The organism is Flavobacterium circumlabens, assembly GCF_004345565.1.
Taxonomy (GTDB): Bacteria; Bacteroidota; Bacteroidia; order Flavobacteriales; family Flavobacteriaceae; genus Flavobacterium; species Flavobacterium circumlabens.
The window spans coordinates 113,048-132,022 of the sequence record NZ_SLWA01000007.1 but is presented as its reverse complement, the minus strand read 5'-3'; the positions used below and the strand labels follow the sequence as shown (position 1 = coordinate 132,022).

The 18,975-nt window shown below is 39.1% G+C and carries 10 protein-coding genes; all 10 read left to right on the top strand.

Annotated elements, in window-relative coordinates:
* The first annotated feature begins 22 nt into the window (after nt 1-22).
* The 10 genes from EV142_RS17020 (at nt 23) to EV142_RS16975 (ending at nt 18,946) form a co-directional block, all read left to right on the top strand.
* Complete coding sequence (locus EV142_RS17020; RefSeq protein WP_132037040.1) at nt 23-1,660, top strand: hypothetical protein; 1,638 nt, start codon at nt 23-25, stop codon at nt 1,658-1,660.
* A 167-nt stretch (nt 1,661-1,827) separates the two neighbouring features.
* Entirely contained in the window at nt 1,828-5,922 is a 4,095-nt protein-coding gene (locus EV142_RS17015; RefSeq protein WP_132037039.1) for a two-component regulator propeller domain-containing protein, read from the top strand.
* A 213-nt stretch (nt 5,923-6,135) separates the two neighbouring features.
* Nucleotides 6,136-9,138, top strand: a complete 3,003-nt coding sequence (locus tag EV142_RS17010; protein ID WP_132037038.1) for a SusC/RagA family TonB-linked outer membrane protein — start codon at nt 6,136-6,138, stop codon at nt 9,136-9,138.
* A gap of 16 nt (nt 9,139-9,154) precedes the next feature.
* A complete protein-coding gene (locus EV142_RS17005; protein WP_132037037.1) occupies nt 9,155-10,672 on the top strand; it encodes a RagB/SusD family nutrient uptake outer membrane protein in 1,518 nt (505 codons plus the stop codon).
* A gap of 17 nt (nt 10,673-10,689) precedes the next feature.
* The gene (locus EV142_RS17000) at nt 10,690-11,874 is read left to right on the top strand and encodes a glycoside hydrolase family 88 protein (protein WP_132037036.1); all 1,185 of its coding nucleotides are present in this window, start codon (nt 10,690-10,692) and stop codon (nt 11,872-11,874) included.
* 3 nt (nt 11,875-11,877) lie between these two features.
* A complete protein-coding gene (locus EV142_RS16995) occupies nt 11,878-14,271 on the top strand; it encodes a glycoside hydrolase family 2 protein (RefSeq protein ID WP_132037035.1) in 2,394 nt (797 codons plus the stop codon).
* A gap of 274 nt (nt 14,272-14,545) precedes the next feature.
* The gene (locus EV142_RS16990; RefSeq protein ID WP_132037034.1) at nt 14,546-16,360 is read left to right on the top strand and encodes a glycoside hydrolase family 2 protein; all 1,815 of its coding nucleotides are present in this window, start codon (nt 14,546-14,548) and stop codon (nt 16,358-16,360) included.
* Nucleotides 16,361-16,426: 66 nt separating this feature from the next.
* Nucleotides 16,427-16,987, top strand: a complete 561-nt coding sequence (locus EV142_RS16985; protein WP_132037033.1) for a DUF2911 domain-containing protein — start codon at nt 16,427-16,429, stop codon at nt 16,985-16,987.
* Nucleotides 16,988-17,102: 115 nt separating this feature from the next.
* Nucleotides 17,103-18,497, top strand: a complete 1,395-nt coding sequence (locus tag EV142_RS16980) for a serine hydrolase domain-containing protein (protein ID WP_132037032.1) — start codon at nt 17,103-17,105, stop codon at nt 18,495-18,497.
* A 116-nt stretch (nt 18,498-18,613) separates the two neighbouring features.
* The gene (locus EV142_RS16975) at nt 18,614-18,946 is read left to right on the top strand and encodes a YegP family protein (RefSeq protein WP_132037031.1); all 333 of its coding nucleotides are present in this window, start codon (nt 18,614-18,616) and stop codon (nt 18,944-18,946) included.
* The last annotated feature ends 29 nt before the right edge of the window (nt 18,947-18,975 follow it).

The window sequence follows — 18,975 nt, the reverse complement described above, 5'->3', positions numbered from 1 at the left end:
ACCACAAAAAAACCACAAAAACATGACCCGCCACACCATCCTCATATGTTGCAGTCTTTTTATTTATAGCATTGTAACAGCTCAGCAAATCCCTAAAATACTTACGGATTCAAAAACAAATTACTTACCCGATTTTAGCTATGCAGGCTATCATTTTGGAGAAAGCAATCTTCCTGAATCCAAAGACAAAATTATTAATGCGACAGATTTTGGCGTAAAAGCCAATGATGATTTAGACGACTCAAAAGCCCTGTTAAAAGCAATCAACGCAGCCAATGCCGTTGAAGGAAATGTAATCCTGCAATTGCCGGCCGGAAGAATCATACTGAGTGCTGTTTTATATCTCGAAAGAAGTAATTTTGTACTTCGCGGTGCGGGTTCGGGTGCTAACGGCACAGAGATTTACTGCCCAAGACCCATGATGTATTTAAAAGATCCTGAGTCACTGGCGGAATTAAGAGAATACCTGACCACTTTCGATAAAAGACAGCGGGAGAATGAGAACAATATCGATTTGCCTTTTTCACAATATGCCTGGTCCGGAGGTTTTATCTGGACTCAGATTCCGGGGGAACGTGTAAAATCGTATCTGGATAAATATGAGCCTGCTCCGACAAGTTTAGCGAAAGTCAGTAACGGAACTATGGGCGAACACACCATAACTGTCTCCGACGTCAATGGACTAAAAGTCGGTGACATTGTAGAATTGCAATTGTTCAATAAAGACGGAGAAAACGGTGAAATTATCAAAGATTTATACAAAGGCGCTCCTGTAAAACCGGGTTCACACCACTGGAAATTTCCAAAATTACCAATTGTAAGACAGCAGGTTGAAATTACCAAGATTTCAGGCTCGAAAATTACCTTAAAAACACCTTTGACAATCTCCATTAAAGCCGGTTATCAGGCACAATTAACAGAATGGAAACATCTGAGCGAAGTGGGTATCGAACAGCTGCGTTTTACCTTTCCGGACATTCCGAGAGTGGCACATCATGTTGAACCGGGAAACAATGCTATTTTCTTAACGCGGGTTTTTAACAGCTGGGTCAGAGATGTTGTGATCACCAACGCAGACAGCGGAATTCTGGCAGAAGAAATTGCTAATGTAACGATTCAGGATATTGTAACCGACGGAAATCACATGGCGCATTATACGGTAACTCTGGGTGGTGTTCATAATGTTTTGGTTAAGAATTTAAAGATTTATAATAAAGCCGTTCATCCGTTAAGCTTCAATACTTTTGCGACTAAAAATGTGTACCAGAATTGTGAAATCTTCGCCGATCCGCTTTTAGATCAGCATTCCGGTGCCAATCATCAGAATTTGTTCGATCATATTACCGTCCATATCACTCCGGAAAGCAATAGCAGCTATGCCCTATTTGGTGGTGGCGGTGCCGATTACTGGAAACCTTCACACGGGCCTTACAGCACTTTTTGGAATCTGAATGTGCAAGTGATAAATCCGGAAGAAATTCAAAAACCCGTTTTGCTTTATGGTATGAAAGACGGCCCGTTTGCGAGAATCATTGGTGTAAACGGAAATGCCAAATTCGAAGTAAAATACGAACCGGATCCTTATGTCGAATTTTTAAATCAGTCCATGGAAAAAGTGCCTTCCTTGTATGACTATCAATTAGAAAAGCGCCTAAAATGAAGTCAGGTTCAAAGATGCAAAGGGACAAAGGGACAGAGTAACAAAGTTTCAGAGATGCAGTGATTATTACAAAAAATCGATTACATAAACTTCAACACTTTGATCCTCTAAAACTTAGCAACTAAGAACCTTTGAACCTCTCAACCTTTGCACCTAAAAAAAATGCTATGAAATACAAAATAGCTTTTCTGGTTTTACTTTTTATTTCAGGAAATGTATTTTCCCAGAATAAATACCGTCTCAAAAATATCTCTACAACCGACGGGCTTTCGCAAAGTTCCGTTATTGCCATACATCAGGATAAACTGGGGCAAATGTGGTTCGGAACACGGGACGGACTCAACAAATATGACGGCAGTAAGTTTACTGTTTTTAGAAATGATGTTACTGATAAAACAACCATCAGTAACAATGATATTCTGGCAATCGAAGAAGATAATTCCGGGAAATTATGGGTGGGAACGTACAACGGACTGAATTGCTATGATCCGGTTTCGAATACGTTCAAAAGATACCTGCACAACAAAACCAATCACACCATCAGCAGTAATGCCGTATGGTGTATCAGGGAAATAGGAGAAGAACTTTGGTTTGGCACTTCAAAAGGATTGAGTATTTTCAATAAAAAAACGAAGCTTTTTACTTCTGTTTTTCATTCCGATACGGATACTTCCACATTGGCGAGCAACAATATTCTTAGTATTTTAAAAACCAAAAAAGGAGAAATCTGGGTTGGAACCACCAAAGGTTTATGCAAACTGATCAGCCGGAAAAACGGAAAATTATCCTTTAAAAACTATCCATTAAACCAAACGGTTCTCCTGAATGTTCAAGCCATTGCAGAAGATGCAGAAGGTAATTTGTGGATTGGTAACAAAAACAAAGGACTCTTAAAAATGGATCAGGCGACCAAAAGGTTTGTTTCTTTTTTACCGGATGAAAAATACAGGGAAATCCATACCGACATTCGTTCTCTGGCCATTGACAATGAAGGTGCTTTGTGGATTGGCGCCTATGACGGAATTTATATTTACGGCAAAGACAAAAGTCTGGAGAAAATCAATAACACGAATAACAACAACGGAATTGATAAGGTAAAATCGGTTTTTGTCGATAAAAAAGGTTCCGTCTGGATTGGCTGTTATTACAAAGGCGTAAATATTTGGGATATTTCCAATGTCAATTTTTCGAATTACAACCAGAACTCCAAAAAGATTCCGATGAGTTTTGACGTCGTCAGTTCGATCATCACCGACAAAAATAAAAACATCTATTTTGGAACCGAAGGCGGCGGAATAACCATTTACAACCAAAATACATCGGCTACCAGTTACATCAACAGTAAAACGGGACACAACAATAAAAACGATATCAAATCAATGTCGCTTTCTCCCGATAATATACTGTGGATTGGGACATTTTCTAAAGGATTATCCGCTTACAATACGCTTTCCAAAAGAATTGAAGATAGTCGAATTAGTCTGGAATTACAGGAATTATTAAAAGAAACCGGCGTTTATTCGATCAAAACCGAAGCCAATGGAATCGTTTGGATTGGCACTTTCGGAAAAGGGCTGATCCGATACAATTCGATTGACAAAACCTTTGCAATTATTGGAAACGATACTTCGAAAGCCAATTTCCTGACCAACAATATCATTCGAACCCTGTTGATCGATAAAAAAAATGTGCTTTGGATAGGTACTCAAAATGGCCTGAATTGTATTTCACTGAATACTTTCAAACCCAGTCAATATGCCGTAAAACATTACTTTTTTGACAATCCGTCTTTATCTGGAGACGATATTCTGACCTTGTTTCAGGACAGCCAAAACAAAATCTGGGTCGGCACAAAAGCAAAAGGACTGCATTATTTTGATGGTAAAAAATTTAACCGGATCAATTTAAGAGCCGGAAATACGATTATTACTTCTATACATTCCATCTTAGAAGATGACGATAAAAATTTATGGATCAGCACCAATCAGGGCATTATAAAATATAGCATCACGCAGCAAAAAGTGGTTTTATACGATCAGAAAGATGGTTTGGCGAGTAATGAATTTAATGACAATTCTTCCTTAAAGCTGGACTCGAATAAATTCTACTTCGGAAGCCCGTCGGGTGCGACTTATTTTGATGCAAAAAAACTATCGATTAACCGATATTCTCCTCAGGTTTTAATCACCAATCTGAAAATTAAAAATCAGACGATTCATCCCAATGATTCGGCAAAAATATTAGAGAAAAGCATTGGGTATACCAAAGACATCACGCTGGATTATGATAAAGCCAATTTTTCGATCAGTTTTGCCATTCCAAATTACATTCGATCCAAAAACAATCAGTACAGTTATCGTCTGACTGGTCTGGAAAATAACTGGACAACCACCAAAAACAGCGAAGCGATCTTTGCCATTCAGAATCCGGGAACCTATGTTTTTGAAGTCAAAGGCGCCAACAATGACGGGGTTTGGAACTCCACTCCCACTATACTCACGGTTACCGTAAATCCGGCTCCATGGCGCAGTATCTGGGCCTTTTTATTGTATGGAATATTGATTGGTCTGGGCTTGTATGGTTTGATTTGGATTATCAAATCGAAAGCCAGACTGAAACAAAAATTAGAACTGGAATATCTTGAAACCAAACGTATCGAAGAAAACAATCGTGCCAAACTGGATTTCTTTACCAATATTTCGCATGAGTTCAGGACACCATTAACGCTGATTCTTGGGCCTTTACAACAAATATTAGCCGATTATAACGGGACAAATGAAATGTACAAAAAGCTGCTGGTGATCGAAGGAAGCGCCAATCATCTTTTAAGTCTCATCAACCGATTGATGGATTTCAGGAAACTCGAAAATCATCAGGTGGCGCTCGAATCTGCCAACGGAAATATTGTCAAATTTACCAGGGAGATCTTTTTGTCTTTTATTGAATATGCCAAAGACGGAGGCTACGAATATACTTTTGAAGCGGAAGAAGAGGAAATTCTGGTGTACTTTGACCGCTATAAATTAGAACGTGTTTTCTATAATCTGATTTCAAATGCTTTCCGGTATACGCCAAAAGGCGGCAATATCCATATCAAAATACATCACGATCACGAGAACCTGTTTATTGCGGTAGAAGATTCCGGAGTTGGAATTGCAGCACAGCATATTGATAAAATTTTCGATTTGTTTTTTGAAATTCCGATGCACAACAACGTTCAGAAGAACTACAATAAAGGAACCGGAATTGGTTTGTCGATCGTAAAAAACATTGTCAAGCTGCACAAAGGAACCATCGATGTTGTCAATAAAAAATCCGAAGGCGTAATTTTTACCGTGACCCTTCCGATGGGCAGAGCACATCTGCAGGAAGAAGAAATTATCAAGGATTTCAGAATAAGTGATGATATCGAACAATATACTGCTCAACTGGAAACCGTTGGAACCACTGAACCCGAAGATATTGATGATTTTGTAGTGAATGCCGAAAAACCATCCATTCTACTTGTGGAAGATCATAAGGTATTGCGGAACTTTATGAAAAATCTCCTCAAAAAAGACTACAATATTATTGTGGCCGACAACGGAAAAACAGCTTTGGAAAAAGCCTTACAACATGTTCCTAATTTAATTATCACCGATGTCATTATGCCGGAAATGGTGGGTACAGAATTGTGCTCCAGAATAAAAGAAAATCTAAAAACCAGTCATATTCCGGTCATCTTACTGACTTCGAGATCTTCCCTTGTATATAAATTTGAAGGCCTTGAAAGCGGTGCTGACGATTATATCAGTAAACCTTTCAACCTGACTGAATTTAAGCTCCGTGTTAAAAACCTGCTGAATTCCACAGAAAGATTAAAAGCCAGGTTTTCAAGTGAAGACAATTTTGTGCCGTCAGAAATAACGGTTTCTTCACTGGATGAGGAATTATTAAAAAAAGCATTCAAAATTGTAGAAGACAACATCTCTAACGAACAATTTGACATTCCGTTTTTCTGTTCTGAATTGGGCGTTAGCCGCACGATGTTATTTTTAAAAGTAAAAGCCTGGACGAATTTTACGCCAAACGAATTCATTCATGAAATACGATTAAAACGTGCCGCTCAGTTATTAGAACAAAATAAATTAAACGTTTCGGAAGTAAGTTATAAAGTCGGTTTCAACAATCCGAAATACTTTAGTAAATGTTTCCAGAAAAGATACGGGGAAACTCCGTCACAATTTGCTGACAAATTTTCAAAACCACTCTCCGTACTATAAAAAATCCACTGTTTTCAAGGCTTAAAAAAGGGTATCTGTATTTTTAGATACCCTTTTTTGTACTTCTATATCGTTTGCGCCTTATACATTTGTCGTATGAAATTCAAAAAAACAAAATTCATATTACTGCAGTTTCTGTTTATGATTCTGATAATCGGAATGAGTTTATTGCTTTTTTATTTTATCTAACATTAACCTTAAACCAAAAAATGAATGTTTACAAACCAAAAAATTAAGTCGCTTAAATGGTGTTTTCTGGTAGTCTTTTTACTTGGAAACATTATTGTGAATGCACAGGAGAAAAAAGTCACCGGAAAAATTACTTCCAGTGAAGACTTGCTCGGACTTCCCGGTGCCAATGTTTATGTCAAAGGATCCTCTGTTGGAGGCACATCAGATATGGACGGAAATTACTCTGTTTTTGTTTCAGAAAAAAATGCTGTCCTTGTTTTTAACTTTGTTGGATACCAGACGGTAGAAATTCCGGTTGGAAACAAAACGGTGGTGAATATCAGCCTGAAACCCGATACCAAAAACCTGGAAGAAGTGATTGTAGTGGGTTACGGTACGCGTAAAAAGAGTGATATCACGGGTTCTGTGTCTTCTGTAACGGCAAAAGAACTTACCGCTTACCCTTTATTAAATGCAGAACAGGCTTTGCAGGGACGTGCTGCAGGTGTAGCCGTTCAGTCTAACAACGGTGGTGAACCGGGCGCTCCGGTAAAAATCAGGGTTCGTGGAGGAACGTCTATCAATGCCAGTGGGGATGCCCTTATTGTAGTCGATGGTTTTGCAGGTGTTTCGATGCCGGCACCCCAGGATATTGCTTCTATTGAAGTTTTAAAAGATGCTTCGGCCACTGCTATCTACGGATCAAGAGGATCAAACGGAGTAATTATGGTGACGACCAAAAAAGGAAAACCGGGAAAACCGGTCATTGAATTCAGTAATTCGACTTCGACACAATCGGTGAACAACAAATTGCATTTGCTGAATGCGGATCAATTTGCTGCGTACCGAAAAAGTTTTACGACGCACACACAAGGACCGGCAGATACCGACTGGCAGGATGTTATTTATCGTGACGGACTGGTTTCGAATACTTCCCTGTCTTTTTCGGGCGGATCCGATAAAATAAAATATTATGTATCCGGGAATTATTTCAATCAGAACGGAGTGGTAATCAATTCCGGAATAGACAAATACACCATTGTAAGCAATCTGGAAGCTGACTTAACGGACAGGCTTAAAGTGGGACTGAATACTTTTCAAAGCAAACAAAACAAAGAAGGAATTATTTCCCAAACGGGTGCCGGTGGTACGGGAGCAGCAGGTGTTATTGCTGCAGCATATCGTTTTATGCCTGATTTAGGAATTTACAAAGCAGACGGCAGCTACACATCTACTGCCCCAATCGGGGATGATATCGATAATCCGTATGCAACAGCGATGGATAATATATTGGAAACGGTTTCGGTAGTCAGCAGAAACAATTTCTTTGCCAACTATAAATTCACAAAAGATCTTGAATTCAAAACTACTTTAGGCTTATCCGATTCTAATTCACAGACCGGAAGATTTCTTCCGTCGACTTTAATTGCCGGAAAAAATATCAAAGGAGAAGCTTCTGTAAACAACAACAGAAATTCGTCTTTCCTGACAGAAAATTATCTGACGTACAAAAAAGAAATTATCTCAAAAGGAATCCTGACGGTTCTTGGAGGGTATTCCTATCAGAAGAATAAAAACGAAAGCTCTTACGCTGCGTCAAGAGGATTTTTAACCAATACCAATTCGTATCATAATTTAGGAGCCGGAACTGTTTTCTTAAAACCGGATTCTTCTTTATCAGAAACAGAACTGATTTCTGCTTTCGGAAGGTTAAACTTTGATTACGACGACAAATATTTACTAACGTTTACAGCCAGACGGGATGGTTCTTCCAGCTTTAGTGAAAACTATAAATACGGAACTTTCCCTTCGGGAGCGATTGGCTGGAATATCAGCAAAGAGCAATTTTTAAAAGACAGTAAAATCATTTCAAACCTGAAATTGAGAGCCAGTTATGGTGCCACCGGAAATCCTTCCATCGGAGCCTATTCTACCCTTTCCAGATTTTCTGAAATTTACGATGTGAGCGGTGACGTCATTGTAAATGCGGTTCAGCTGACTTCATTAGACAATCCAAACCTGAAATGGGAAACTTCCTATCAGCAGGATTATGGAATCGATCTGGGCTTGTTTGATAACAGAATAAGCGTAACGGCCGATTATTACAAAACAATTACCAAAGATTTATTGTTCAACAGACCTTTACCGGGCGTTTCCGGAATTGGATCCCAGCTTCAGAATGTGGGAGAATTAGAAAACAAAGGCTGGGAATTAGGCATTAATTCGAAAAACTTTATTGGGGCAGATTTCACCTGGTCCACCAGTTTTAATATCTCTTCCAACAAAAACAAAGTATTGAAATTGGCCGATAACAAAGACCTTCTCATCAACTCCACACCGGGACATTTCCTCGCAACAGAATCTCAAATCCTGAGAGTGGGACAACCCGTTGGTTCTTTCTTCGGATTTATTTATGACGGTGTGCTACAACAAGGGGAAACAGCTCTTCCGGGTAACTTCGAAACCGTTGCGGGTGGAGAAAAATTCAAAGACGTAAACGGTGACGTAAAATTAGATTCCAATGATAAAACGATTATTGGTAATCCGAATCCTGATTTCATTTTTGGTCTGAATAATGATTTCACGTATAAAAATATAGATCTAAATATCTTCTTCCAGGGTTCAGAAGGCAATCAGGTATTAAATTATACGCTGATGGAACTGGCTTCCGGAAACAATAATGCTACAACAGAAGTTTTAGACGCCTGGACGCCAACCAACACCGACACCAACGTTCCTGCCAACGCTGCAAGAACCAAAAGAGTTACTTCAAGATTTGTGTACGATGCCAGTTACATCCGCCTGAAAAATATCTCTGTCGGATACAGTTTAAATGAGAAGATTGTTTCTAAAATGGGACTGAGCAAAGTTCGTTTTTACATCAGTGCACAAAACATCTGGACGATTACCGATTATCCGGGATCAGATCCGGAGACCAGTTATCTGAATGACAGTAATGCCAGAAGTAATACGAATCTAGGTTTGGAATATGGAAGTTATCCCAATGTGAAAACTTTTACATTCGGATTTAATATTAAATTTTAGTCTAACACAACACATTATGAAAAAATATATCACTTTTCTTTTCTTGGGAATATTCACCTTTGGATGCTCTGATTTAGAAGAACATCCGGTTGGAATCATTCGTCCCGATAACTTTTTTAACAATACAGACGATTTACAGGCTGCTGTAAACGGAAGTTTTGCCAACATTGCCCACAATAACTACTGGGGAAGGGAATTTACAATTGCACTGATGCTAAGAGATGACATGTCCGATATTGGAGACAGAACGACTCAGGCAGCGAGAATTGATGTTAATGACTTTAAAATGAATGATACCAATGCGCTTGTGGCGAACTTCTGGCCACAGTCCTATATCATTATTGCAGCGGCCAATCAGGCCATTGAAGGCGCCAAAAAAACGCCGGGTGATCCTGCAAAAGTAAACGCGATCGTAGCGCAGGCCTATTTTGCAAGAGCTTTTACGTACTATCATCTGGTTCGCATCTTTGGAGATGTTCCTTATATTGATTTTGCCGTAAATGAAGTTTCACAGGTCGATAAATTAAGCCGGACCAAAGAGGCTGTGGTCTATGCCAAAATAATTGAAGACCTGGAATTTGCAAAAAAATGGCTGGACGACAAACCAAAAGTAAAAGCCGTTCCGGGAAAAGGAACAGCGGCAGGTTATCTGGCTTCTGTATACCTGACCTTAGGGCAATACCAGAAAGCGTACGATGAAGCGAAATACGTTATTACCAACGAAGCAAAATTCGGTTTAGGACTCGATGCTGATTTTCAGGATTTGTTTAATGCTAATAAAGCAGCGGCATTAAAAGAGCCGTTATTCACTATTGATTTCAACAACTTAGTATCCGGAAACTACGGCCAGGATTATACGGCATTTTTTACGGGTTCTTTAAAAGATGATAGTTACAGCTATGGTCAGGGGTTTTCTGTAGCTGTACCGTCTTTGAAAGTTTTTAACGACTGGGATCAGAGAGATTACAGAAGAGCGGTAAGCTTTGATACGATTATCAGAAAGAAAACAGGTCCGGGCGGTTCTTTGCAGATTTATCCGTCAAGCGATAATGAAAAAGCACCCCGTCCGCATATTGCCAAATACTTTCGTTTTCCTGGGAAAGCCGGTGCCAACGGAAGAACTTCGCAACACAATTACATCACCATGCGTTACGCCGAAGTATTGCTGACGGCTGCCGAAGCCTTAAACGAAATTACTCCGGGAACTTCTGAAGCAGACGGTTATGTAAACAGAGTTTTGGCAAGAGCCCGAAACAAAGCCGGAAAACAAGTTTCTTTTCCTGCGAATGTAACTCCGGGATTATCCCAGGTGGATTTCAGAAAAATGGTGATCAATGAAAGAAGGCTCGAATTTGCCTTTGAATACATCAGATGGTATGACATTAAAAGACTGAAAAACGGTCCTGAAGTATTTGGTCCGGCTGGTTTTGAGCCTCATGCCAATTTTGATCCGAACAGGGATTACCTTTTTGCCTTACCGGGAACGGAGCTGGCCATCAATCCTAATTTAAAACCAAACAATCCGGGTTACTAAACATTAGATTAATTAGTATGAATAAAGTTAGTTTTTTTACTTTAATTCTTGGGTTTGCATTGCTGGCAACAGCGTGCAAATCCGGAATTAATTCCCAAACAAAAAATACGCCTGCAACCGCCAGCACTCTTCTTGAAACCCGTTACAAAATGCTGTTGGAATATCCTGTTGATTCCCTGTCCATGCCGCGCAGCATGAACCTGAAATCCAATCTCATAAAGAAAGTACCTTCGCGAGATTGGACCAGCGGTTTTTTTGCCGGAAACTTATGGCAGCTGTATCGATTGACAGGCAATTCCGAATACAAAAAACAGGCTGAAAAGTGGACGCCTTTCAGTAAAAAAGAAAGCGTGAACAGCGGTTCTCATGATGTTGGATTTAAAGTATACTGCGCTTTTGGCGAAGGCTTAAAAGTCGAAAACAAACCGGAATACCAAGACGTGATCATCAAAGGAGCCGAAACGTTGTGCACCCGCTTTAATGAAAAAACCGGAGCGATTCGTTCCTGGGATTTCAACAAAGACATTTGGGAATATCCGGTGATTATTGATAATATGATGAACCTTGAATTACTTTTTGAGGCGACCAAATTATCCGGCAATAAAAAATATCAGGAGATCGCGGTAAAGCATGCCAATACCACATTGAAAAATCAATTCAGGACAGATAACAGTTGTTATCACGTCATCGATTATAATCCTGATTCCGGAGCTGTCAGAAAGAAAACCACGCTTCAGGGATATAATGACGATTCCGTCTGGGCACGAGGACAAGCCTGGGCCGTTTACGGTTTTACCATGTCGTACCGATATACTAAAGATCCGGCCTATCTGAAGCAGGCCGAAGCAACAGCACAATTTTTCATTACAAGCAAAGACCTGCCGGAAGATGGAATTCCGTATTGGGATTTTAAAGATCCGTCGATTCCAAATGCCGCACGTGATGTTTCTGCCGCAACCGTTATGGCTTCTGCATTATATGAATTGTACGGCTATACCCAAAATAAAAGTTACCTGACTTATGCGGACAAGGTAATCAGGACTTTAGAGTCGGACAACTATATTGTAAACCCTAAAATCAATGCGCCTTTTATTTTAGATCACAGCACAGGAAACTGGCCTAAGAAAGACGAAATTGATGAACCTATCATCTATGCCGATTACTATTTCCTGGAAGCATTATTAAGAAAAAAAGACTTATAACTTATGAGAAAACAATCGTACCACTATAGCTCTTTTTTTACTTTCATTTTTGTTTTTCAGTTTTGCCTGGGCAGTCTTTTTGCTCAGGCAACTACTGATTTGCGTACCCAAACAAATATCAATGACAACTGGCTTTATTTAGAAAACAATACTCCAAACCTGAACGATGCCCAAAAAGCAGCGAACTGGACGGGAATAAATCTGCCGCACAGCTGGAACAGCGAAGACGCCACCGACTTAAATCCCGGTTACAGGCGTGATGCAAGCTGGTATCAGAAACAGCTCAACATTGCACAAATAGATCCAAACCAACGCTATTTTTTATATTTTGAAGGTGCTAATGTCACCACCAAAGTATATGTCAATGGCAAAGAAGCCGGAGGTCATATTGGCGGATATATTGGCTTTACCATCGATATTACGAACTTTATCAAAGAAGGAAACAATGCTGTTTTTGTTCGGGTGGACAATAGTTATGATATTGAAATTATTCCCTCCCAAAAAAGTGATTTCTTTATTTATGGCGGCATTACGCGCGATGTCTGGCTGGTTTCCAAATACAAAAACAATATCGATAACCTGAAAATTACCACTCCGCAAGTTTCCGCGAAAAAAGCCTCTTTACAGATTATCGCATCCACAGTAAATCCGGAAAATGCAAAAGATCTTTCCCTGACTGTCATTCTTAATAATCCGAAAGGAAAAAAAGTGGCCGGGAAAACGGTTTCGGTTAGCGGGAAAACAACCCATATAACATTCGAAAATATCAAAAATCCGGAATTGTGGGATACCCAAAAGCCTAATTTATATACGGTAACGGCTGTTTTGTCCGAAAAAAACAAAGCAAAAGACAGTATCAATGAGAAGGTCGGTTTTAGATGGTTTGAATTTAAAGATCATGGTCCATTTTACCTGAACGGAAAAAGGCTCTTGCTTCGCGGTACACACCGACACGAAGAACAAGCTGGCGTTGGCGCTGCCATGAGCAATGCACAACATCGTGCCGATATGGAATCCATAAAAAAGATGGGAGCCAATTTTGTCCGTCTGGCGCATTATCCGCAAGATCCGGAAGTCTATAAAGCCTGTGATGAACTCGGCCTTTTGGTTTGGGATGAATTACCCTGGTGCCGTGGCGGAATTGGCGACGAACTCTGGAAAACCAATACCAGAAACATGCTGGCCGAAATCATCAATCAGAACTACAACCATCCGAGTATCATTATCTGGTCTTTGGGAAATGAAATGAACTGGCTTCCCGACTTTCCTGACGGAGACAATACCGAAAAGACAAATGCTTTTCTGACCGAGCTGAACACTATCGCCCATAAAATGGGTCCGAACCGAAAAACAGCGATCCGAAAATACTATGAAGGTTCGCAGATTGTAGACGTCTTCTCCCCTTCTATCTGGTCCGGCTGGTATTCGGGGAGTTATAAAAGCTATCAAAAAGCAATTGATGTTTACAAGAAAGAATACAAACATTTTATCCATGCCGAATATGGCGGCGACAGTCATGTGGGCCGTCACAGCGAAAATCCGGTTACAGGCGAAAACATCATAAAAGCAGAAGGCTGGGAAGAAGCCATTGTACAGACCAAAGTGGCCAATATTGCCCAGATTGGGGACTGGAGCGAAAATTATATTGTCGATTTATTCGACTGGCATTTGCATATATCCGAGAATGATCCAACATTTGTGGGTAATGTTCAATGGGCATTCAAGGATTTTGCAACGCCGTTGCGTCCCGAAGATGATATCCCGTACATGAACCAAAAAGGACTGACAGACAGAAACGGAACTCCAAAAGATGCTTATTATGTTTTTAAAAGTTACTGGAGCGATGAACCCTTTACCTACATCGAATCGCATACCTGGACAGAACGTCAGGGTCCTGAAAACACACCCCGAGTCCTAAGTGTTTTCAGTAATTGCGAAAAAGTGACTTTATATCACGAAGGAAAATCCCTGGGTGAAAAACAACGAAATATTGCCAGTTATCCGGCCTGTGGCTTAACCTGGGACGTTACTTTCAAAAAAGGTGAAAACGCTTTAATCGCCATTGGAAAAAATAAAGATGGTAAAACGGTTTCGGATACGTTAAAAGTAAATTATCGCTTTACTAAAAATGAATCTGCAGTTTCCTTACAATTATCTTCGGAAAAATTAAAGAACGGAAATTACCTTGTCACCGCTATTGCGATAGATAACAACAATTTACGTTGTTTAGATTATGAAGAAAGCGTATATTTCCAATGCCTTAAAGGGGGCAAAACAATGAAAAGCCAGGGAACACCAACCGGAAGCGAATCCATCCGGATGGCAAACGGAAAAGCTTCGATTGAAGTTATTCCTGATGGTTTAAATATTCCAATAGAAATGACGGTGCTGAACTAGAATTTTAAAGGGGAATATTTACGAATACAGATTGAATAAAAAGCTATTTAAACTGAAATGAATTAGTCCCGCAGAGTGGCATTTTTTTTTGTGTCTCGCAGATTTGGCAGATTAAGCAGATTATTTATTTACAAAGCTTTAAAAAATTAAATCTGCTCAATCTGCGAGAAAAAATCATTTTAATCCGTGGCAAAAAAACCTTGCGACTCTGTGACTTTGCGAGAGATAAATACAAAAGCTGCGGCTTTGATACTAAATAAAACAAACTTTACCAATGAAAAAACTACTAACCACATTGCTCCTAACCTTTTCCATTCTCGGACAATCGCAAAATCAAAACCTGATCTCCAATGTTCCGAACCGAAATACCACTTCATTAAACGGTGTCTGGAATTATATCGTTGATCCTTATGAAACAGGGTATTACAGTTTTCACCATGATGTTTACGACAAGCAGGCCAAGCCTTCCAACGCTGCTTATTTTAATAACTATCATGCCGTTAACAAACAGGAACTGGTAGAATACGATTTTGATAAATCACCCAAAATAAACATTCCGGGAGACTGGAATTCACAAGTTCCCGAGCTTAAATATTACGAAGGAAATGTATGGTTCAAAAAATCCTTTGACTATGACCTGAAGGCCCAAAAACGTCTTTTTGTCTACATCGGCGCCATCAATTACAAAGCAGATGTCTATTTAAACGGAAAGAAATTAGGAACGCATGAAGGTGGTTTTACACCGTTTAACTATGAAGTGACTTCGATCGTAAAACCAAAAGACAATTATCTGGTGATTAAAGTAGATAATACGCGTCACAAAGAAGATGTTCCGACACTTAATACGGATTGGTGGAATTATGGCGGAATTACACGCGATGTTACTTTAATCGAAGAATCAGCCTCTTTTGTGGAAGATTATACCATTCAACTGGATAAAAAAGATAAAAACAAAATTTCAGGCTTTATCAAAATCAATAATTTGAATCCGGCACAGAATGCTGTAGCAATCGCCATTCCGGAATTAAAAATTAATTACAAAGGAAAAGTGGGTGCTGATGGTATTTTGAAATTTGAAATTGCAGCTAAAAACATCTCGTACTGGTCACCGGAAAATCCAAAATTATATGCGGTTACGATTGATTTCAACGGAGAGAAATTAAAAGATACGATCGGTTTCAGAACTATTGAAACGCAGGAGGATAAAATTTTACTGAACGGAAAACAAATCTTCTTACGCGGAATTTCCATTCATGAAGAAAATGCCAAAGGCGGGCGCGCCAATTCTGAAGAAGATGCTTTACGCCTGCTGAACTGGGCAAAGGAATTAGGCTGCAACTACGTACGTCTGGCGCATTATCCGCATAACGAAAATATTATCCGAATGGCTGATCAATTAGGCTTAATGGTCTGGGAAGAAATTCCGGTGTACTGGACGGTTGAATTTACCAGAAAAGAAACGTATACCAATGCCCAGGATCAGTTGACTGCAGCGGTTACGAGAGATAAAAACAGGGCCTGTATTATTATTTGGTCCATGGCCAACGAAACTCCGATCTCTGATGCCAGAAATAATTTCATCAAAGATCTGGTAGCTCATACCAAATCACTGGACACGACCCGATTAATCAGTGCGGCATTATTAACGCAAAGCGGAGATGGATTTGGAACTATAAATGATGAAATCGGACAGTATTTAGATATCATTGCATTTAATCAGTATTTAGGCTGGTATGGCGGTAATCTGGAAGATGCTGAAAAGATACGCTGGAAAACCAAATACAATAAACCCGTGATTGTTTCTGAATTTGGAGGTGATGCAAAAGCAGGTTTGCACGGAGAAAAAAACGAACGCTGGACAGAAGAATACCAGGAATACTTATACATTCAGAACCTGAAAATGATCGAAAATATTCCACACCTGAGTGGATTAAGCCCTTGGATTCTGGTAGATTTCAGATCCCCAAGAAGACTATTGCCAGGGATTCAGGACGAATACAACAGAAAAGGGCTGATCTCCAACGATGGCCAGAAAAAGAAAGCCTTTTATATCATGCACGACTGGTATGAAAAAAAGAAAAACGAGTAAAAATTTAATCTCTTCCTATTCTTTATTCTCTTATTTTTGTATGAATCATATTAAAAATACTACGTTATGAAAAATTTTAGTTTACTGACCCTTCTTTTATTGTTTGTCTTTTCTGTTAATGCCCAGGAAGTTAAATTCGCGCCTTTGGACGCCAGTCCGGCTGATATTGCTTATTTTCCGAATAAATCCGTGAAATTTAAAAAAACAGACACACCTTCACCTGCAATCAAAGTTATTTATTCAAGACCCTCTGCAAAAGGAAGAGCGATTTTCGGAGAATTAATTCCGTTTGGTGAAGTATGGCGTGTGGGTGCTAACGAAAACACGGAAATCAAATTTTACAAACCTGCAACGATCAATGGTGTTGCGGTTCCTGCGGGAACTTATAGTCTTTTTGCTATTCCTGAAAAAGACAAATGGACCGTTATCATCAATAAAGAAGTTGATTTATGGGGTGCATACGCTTATGATTCCAGCAAGGATCTGGTAAAAATTGTTGTTCCGGTTAAACCAATCTCAACTCCTGTAGAAGCTTTATCGATTGCTTTTACCACTCAGGGTGCTGTTACTAATTTAGTAATCGGCTGGGACAAAACAACAGTTGAAGTTCCGATTAGCATTAAATAGCATATTTAAAAATATACACCAATAAAAAAAGAGACACTAATTTATTATTAGGTGTCTCTTTTTTTTATAACTTTCCTTAATTAACTAACGAACAATCTTTTAAAACCAAAAAAGAATGAAAAAAAACCATTTGCTTCTGTTATTTTTAGTGGGGATTTATTCCGGTTATTCACAACAAAAATTCAAAATTACCTACGAACAATTAAAAGAATATGAAGGTGTTTATGAATATGTAAATAAAGGTTCTCTTAAAATAGCGGCTTCACCAAAAGACACTGTTTTGTTCGCCATTATCAACGAAAGCAAATATAAATTAAAAGCAATTGACAAAGATGTTTTTGAAAATATGTCAAATGAAAAGGTAACTTTTAACAGAAAGGCGGGAATTATTACCGGTTATACTTCTGACGGAAGTGGTTTCAATCTAGTTTCCAAAAAAGTAGCATTTCCAAAAGAAATGTGGTACCCGAGACTCAATCCAAAAGATTTTAAATATGTTTATCAACAACCCAAACAAGATGTCGACGGAATTTTGACCGGAAGTATCGATAAAACCGTTTTAGATAAAGCATTATTGAGTGAAATGATGCAAAAAATCGTAGACGGTACATTGCCTAACGTTCATAGTGTTTTGATTATTAAAGACGGAAAGCTTGTATTTGAGGAATATTTTTATGAATACAATAAAGCCAAATTACACGAACTGCGATCTGCCACAAAGAGTTTTGTTTCGGCGCTTACCGGAATTGCCATTGATAAAGGGTTTATAAAAAGTAAAGACGAAACCGTTTTATCCTTTTTTCCCGAATATACTTTTAAAAATCTTACGGAAGACAAAAGGCTAATTTCGATTAAAAACCTTCTAACCAACCAAAGCGGTCTGGATTGTGATGTGAGTAATCCAAAATCGGAAGGCAACGAGACCACCATGAATAATTCGGCCGACTGGATACAATTTACACTGGACTTACCCATGATTGACGTACCGGGAGGAAAAGGAATGTACTGCTCCGGAAATCCGATAACACTGGGCAGGATAATTGAAAAAGCGACAAAAATGCCACTGCCCGATTTTGCAAAACAAACTCTTTTTAAAGACATTGGAATTAAAAATTTTGTCTGGAATTTTAAACCGGATGCTTCGAGTTCAGAAACCTTCTGCCAGGTTTATTTAAGTTCAAGAGACATGGGGAAATTAGGTTTGCTTTATCTGAATAAGGGAGTTTGGAATGGCAAACAGGTGATATCGAAAGACTGGGTAAAAGAATCCCTGACCAAACAATCTGTGGTGCAGGGCGTTAATTACGGTTATTTGTGGTGGCTTAAATATCTGGATGTAAACGGAGTGCGCTATAATGGAAAAGCTGCACAGGGAAACGGCGGACAGAAGATTTACATTTGGGAAGAACAAGATATGGTTACGATTATTACCGGTGGAAATTACAATTCACAATCGCCAAGTGATGAAATTATTCAGAAGTATATCCTGCCTGCTTTTAACAAAAAATAGTAAATTTTCCGTTATATCGGGGTTATTTTTTATGCGTATATCATTTGTAAGACTAAGTTTTGTACTTTTATAAATATCAAAATAAGGAATGCCTAACTTAAAAAAACCGAAAATTTATGGGAAAATTTGTAATTACTACAAGATCAAATGGTGAATTTCAATTTAATTTAAAAGCCGGAAATGGCCAGACTATCTTAACCAGCGAAGGTTATTCTACAAAATCTGCCTGTACAAACGGAATCGAATCTGTCAAAACAAACTCGCAGGACGACAGCAGATATGATAAAAAAGAATCCAGCAGCGGCAAACCTTATTTCAATCTCAAAGCCGGAAATGGCCAGATCATCGGTGCAAGTGAAATGTACGAAAGTACTTCTGCCAGAGACAATGGAATAGCTTCAGTAAAAACAAACGCTCCCGATGCCACTACAGAGGATCAGACAGCATAAATTATAACAAATAAAAAAACGAGGCTTCA

Coding starts and splice junctions, on each gene's coding strand:
- EV142_RS17020 (WP_132037040.1), top strand. CDS start 23: ATGACCCGCCACACCATCCTCATATGTTGCAGTCTTTTTATTTATAGC.
- EV142_RS17015 (WP_132037039.1), top strand. CDS start 1,828: ATGAAATACAAAATAGCTTTTCTGGTTTTACTTTTTATTTCAGGAAAT.
- EV142_RS17010 (WP_132037038.1), top strand. CDS start 6,136: ATGTTTACAAACCAAAAAATTAAGTCGCTTAAATGGTGTTTTCTGGTA.
- EV142_RS17005 (WP_132037037.1), top strand. CDS start 9,155: ATGAAAAAATATATCACTTTTCTTTTCTTGGGAATATTCACCTTTGGA.
- EV142_RS17000 (WP_132037036.1), top strand. CDS start 10,690: ATGAATAAAGTTAGTTTTTTTACTTTAATTCTTGGGTTTGCATTGCTG.
- EV142_RS16995 (WP_132037035.1), top strand. CDS start 11,878: ATGAGAAAACAATCGTACCACTATAGCTCTTTTTTTACTTTCATTTTT.
- EV142_RS16990 (WP_132037034.1), top strand. CDS start 14,546: ATGAAAAAACTACTAACCACATTGCTCCTAACCTTTTCCATTCTCGGA.
- EV142_RS16985 (WP_132037033.1), top strand. CDS start 16,427: ATGAAAAATTTTAGTTTACTGACCCTTCTTTTATTGTTTGTCTTTTCT.
- EV142_RS16980 (WP_132037032.1), top strand. CDS start 17,103: ATGAAAAAAAACCATTTGCTTCTGTTATTTTTAGTGGGGATTTATTCC.
- EV142_RS16975 (WP_132037031.1), top strand. CDS start 18,614: ATGGGAAAATTTGTAATTACTACAAGATCAAATGGTGAATTTCAATTT.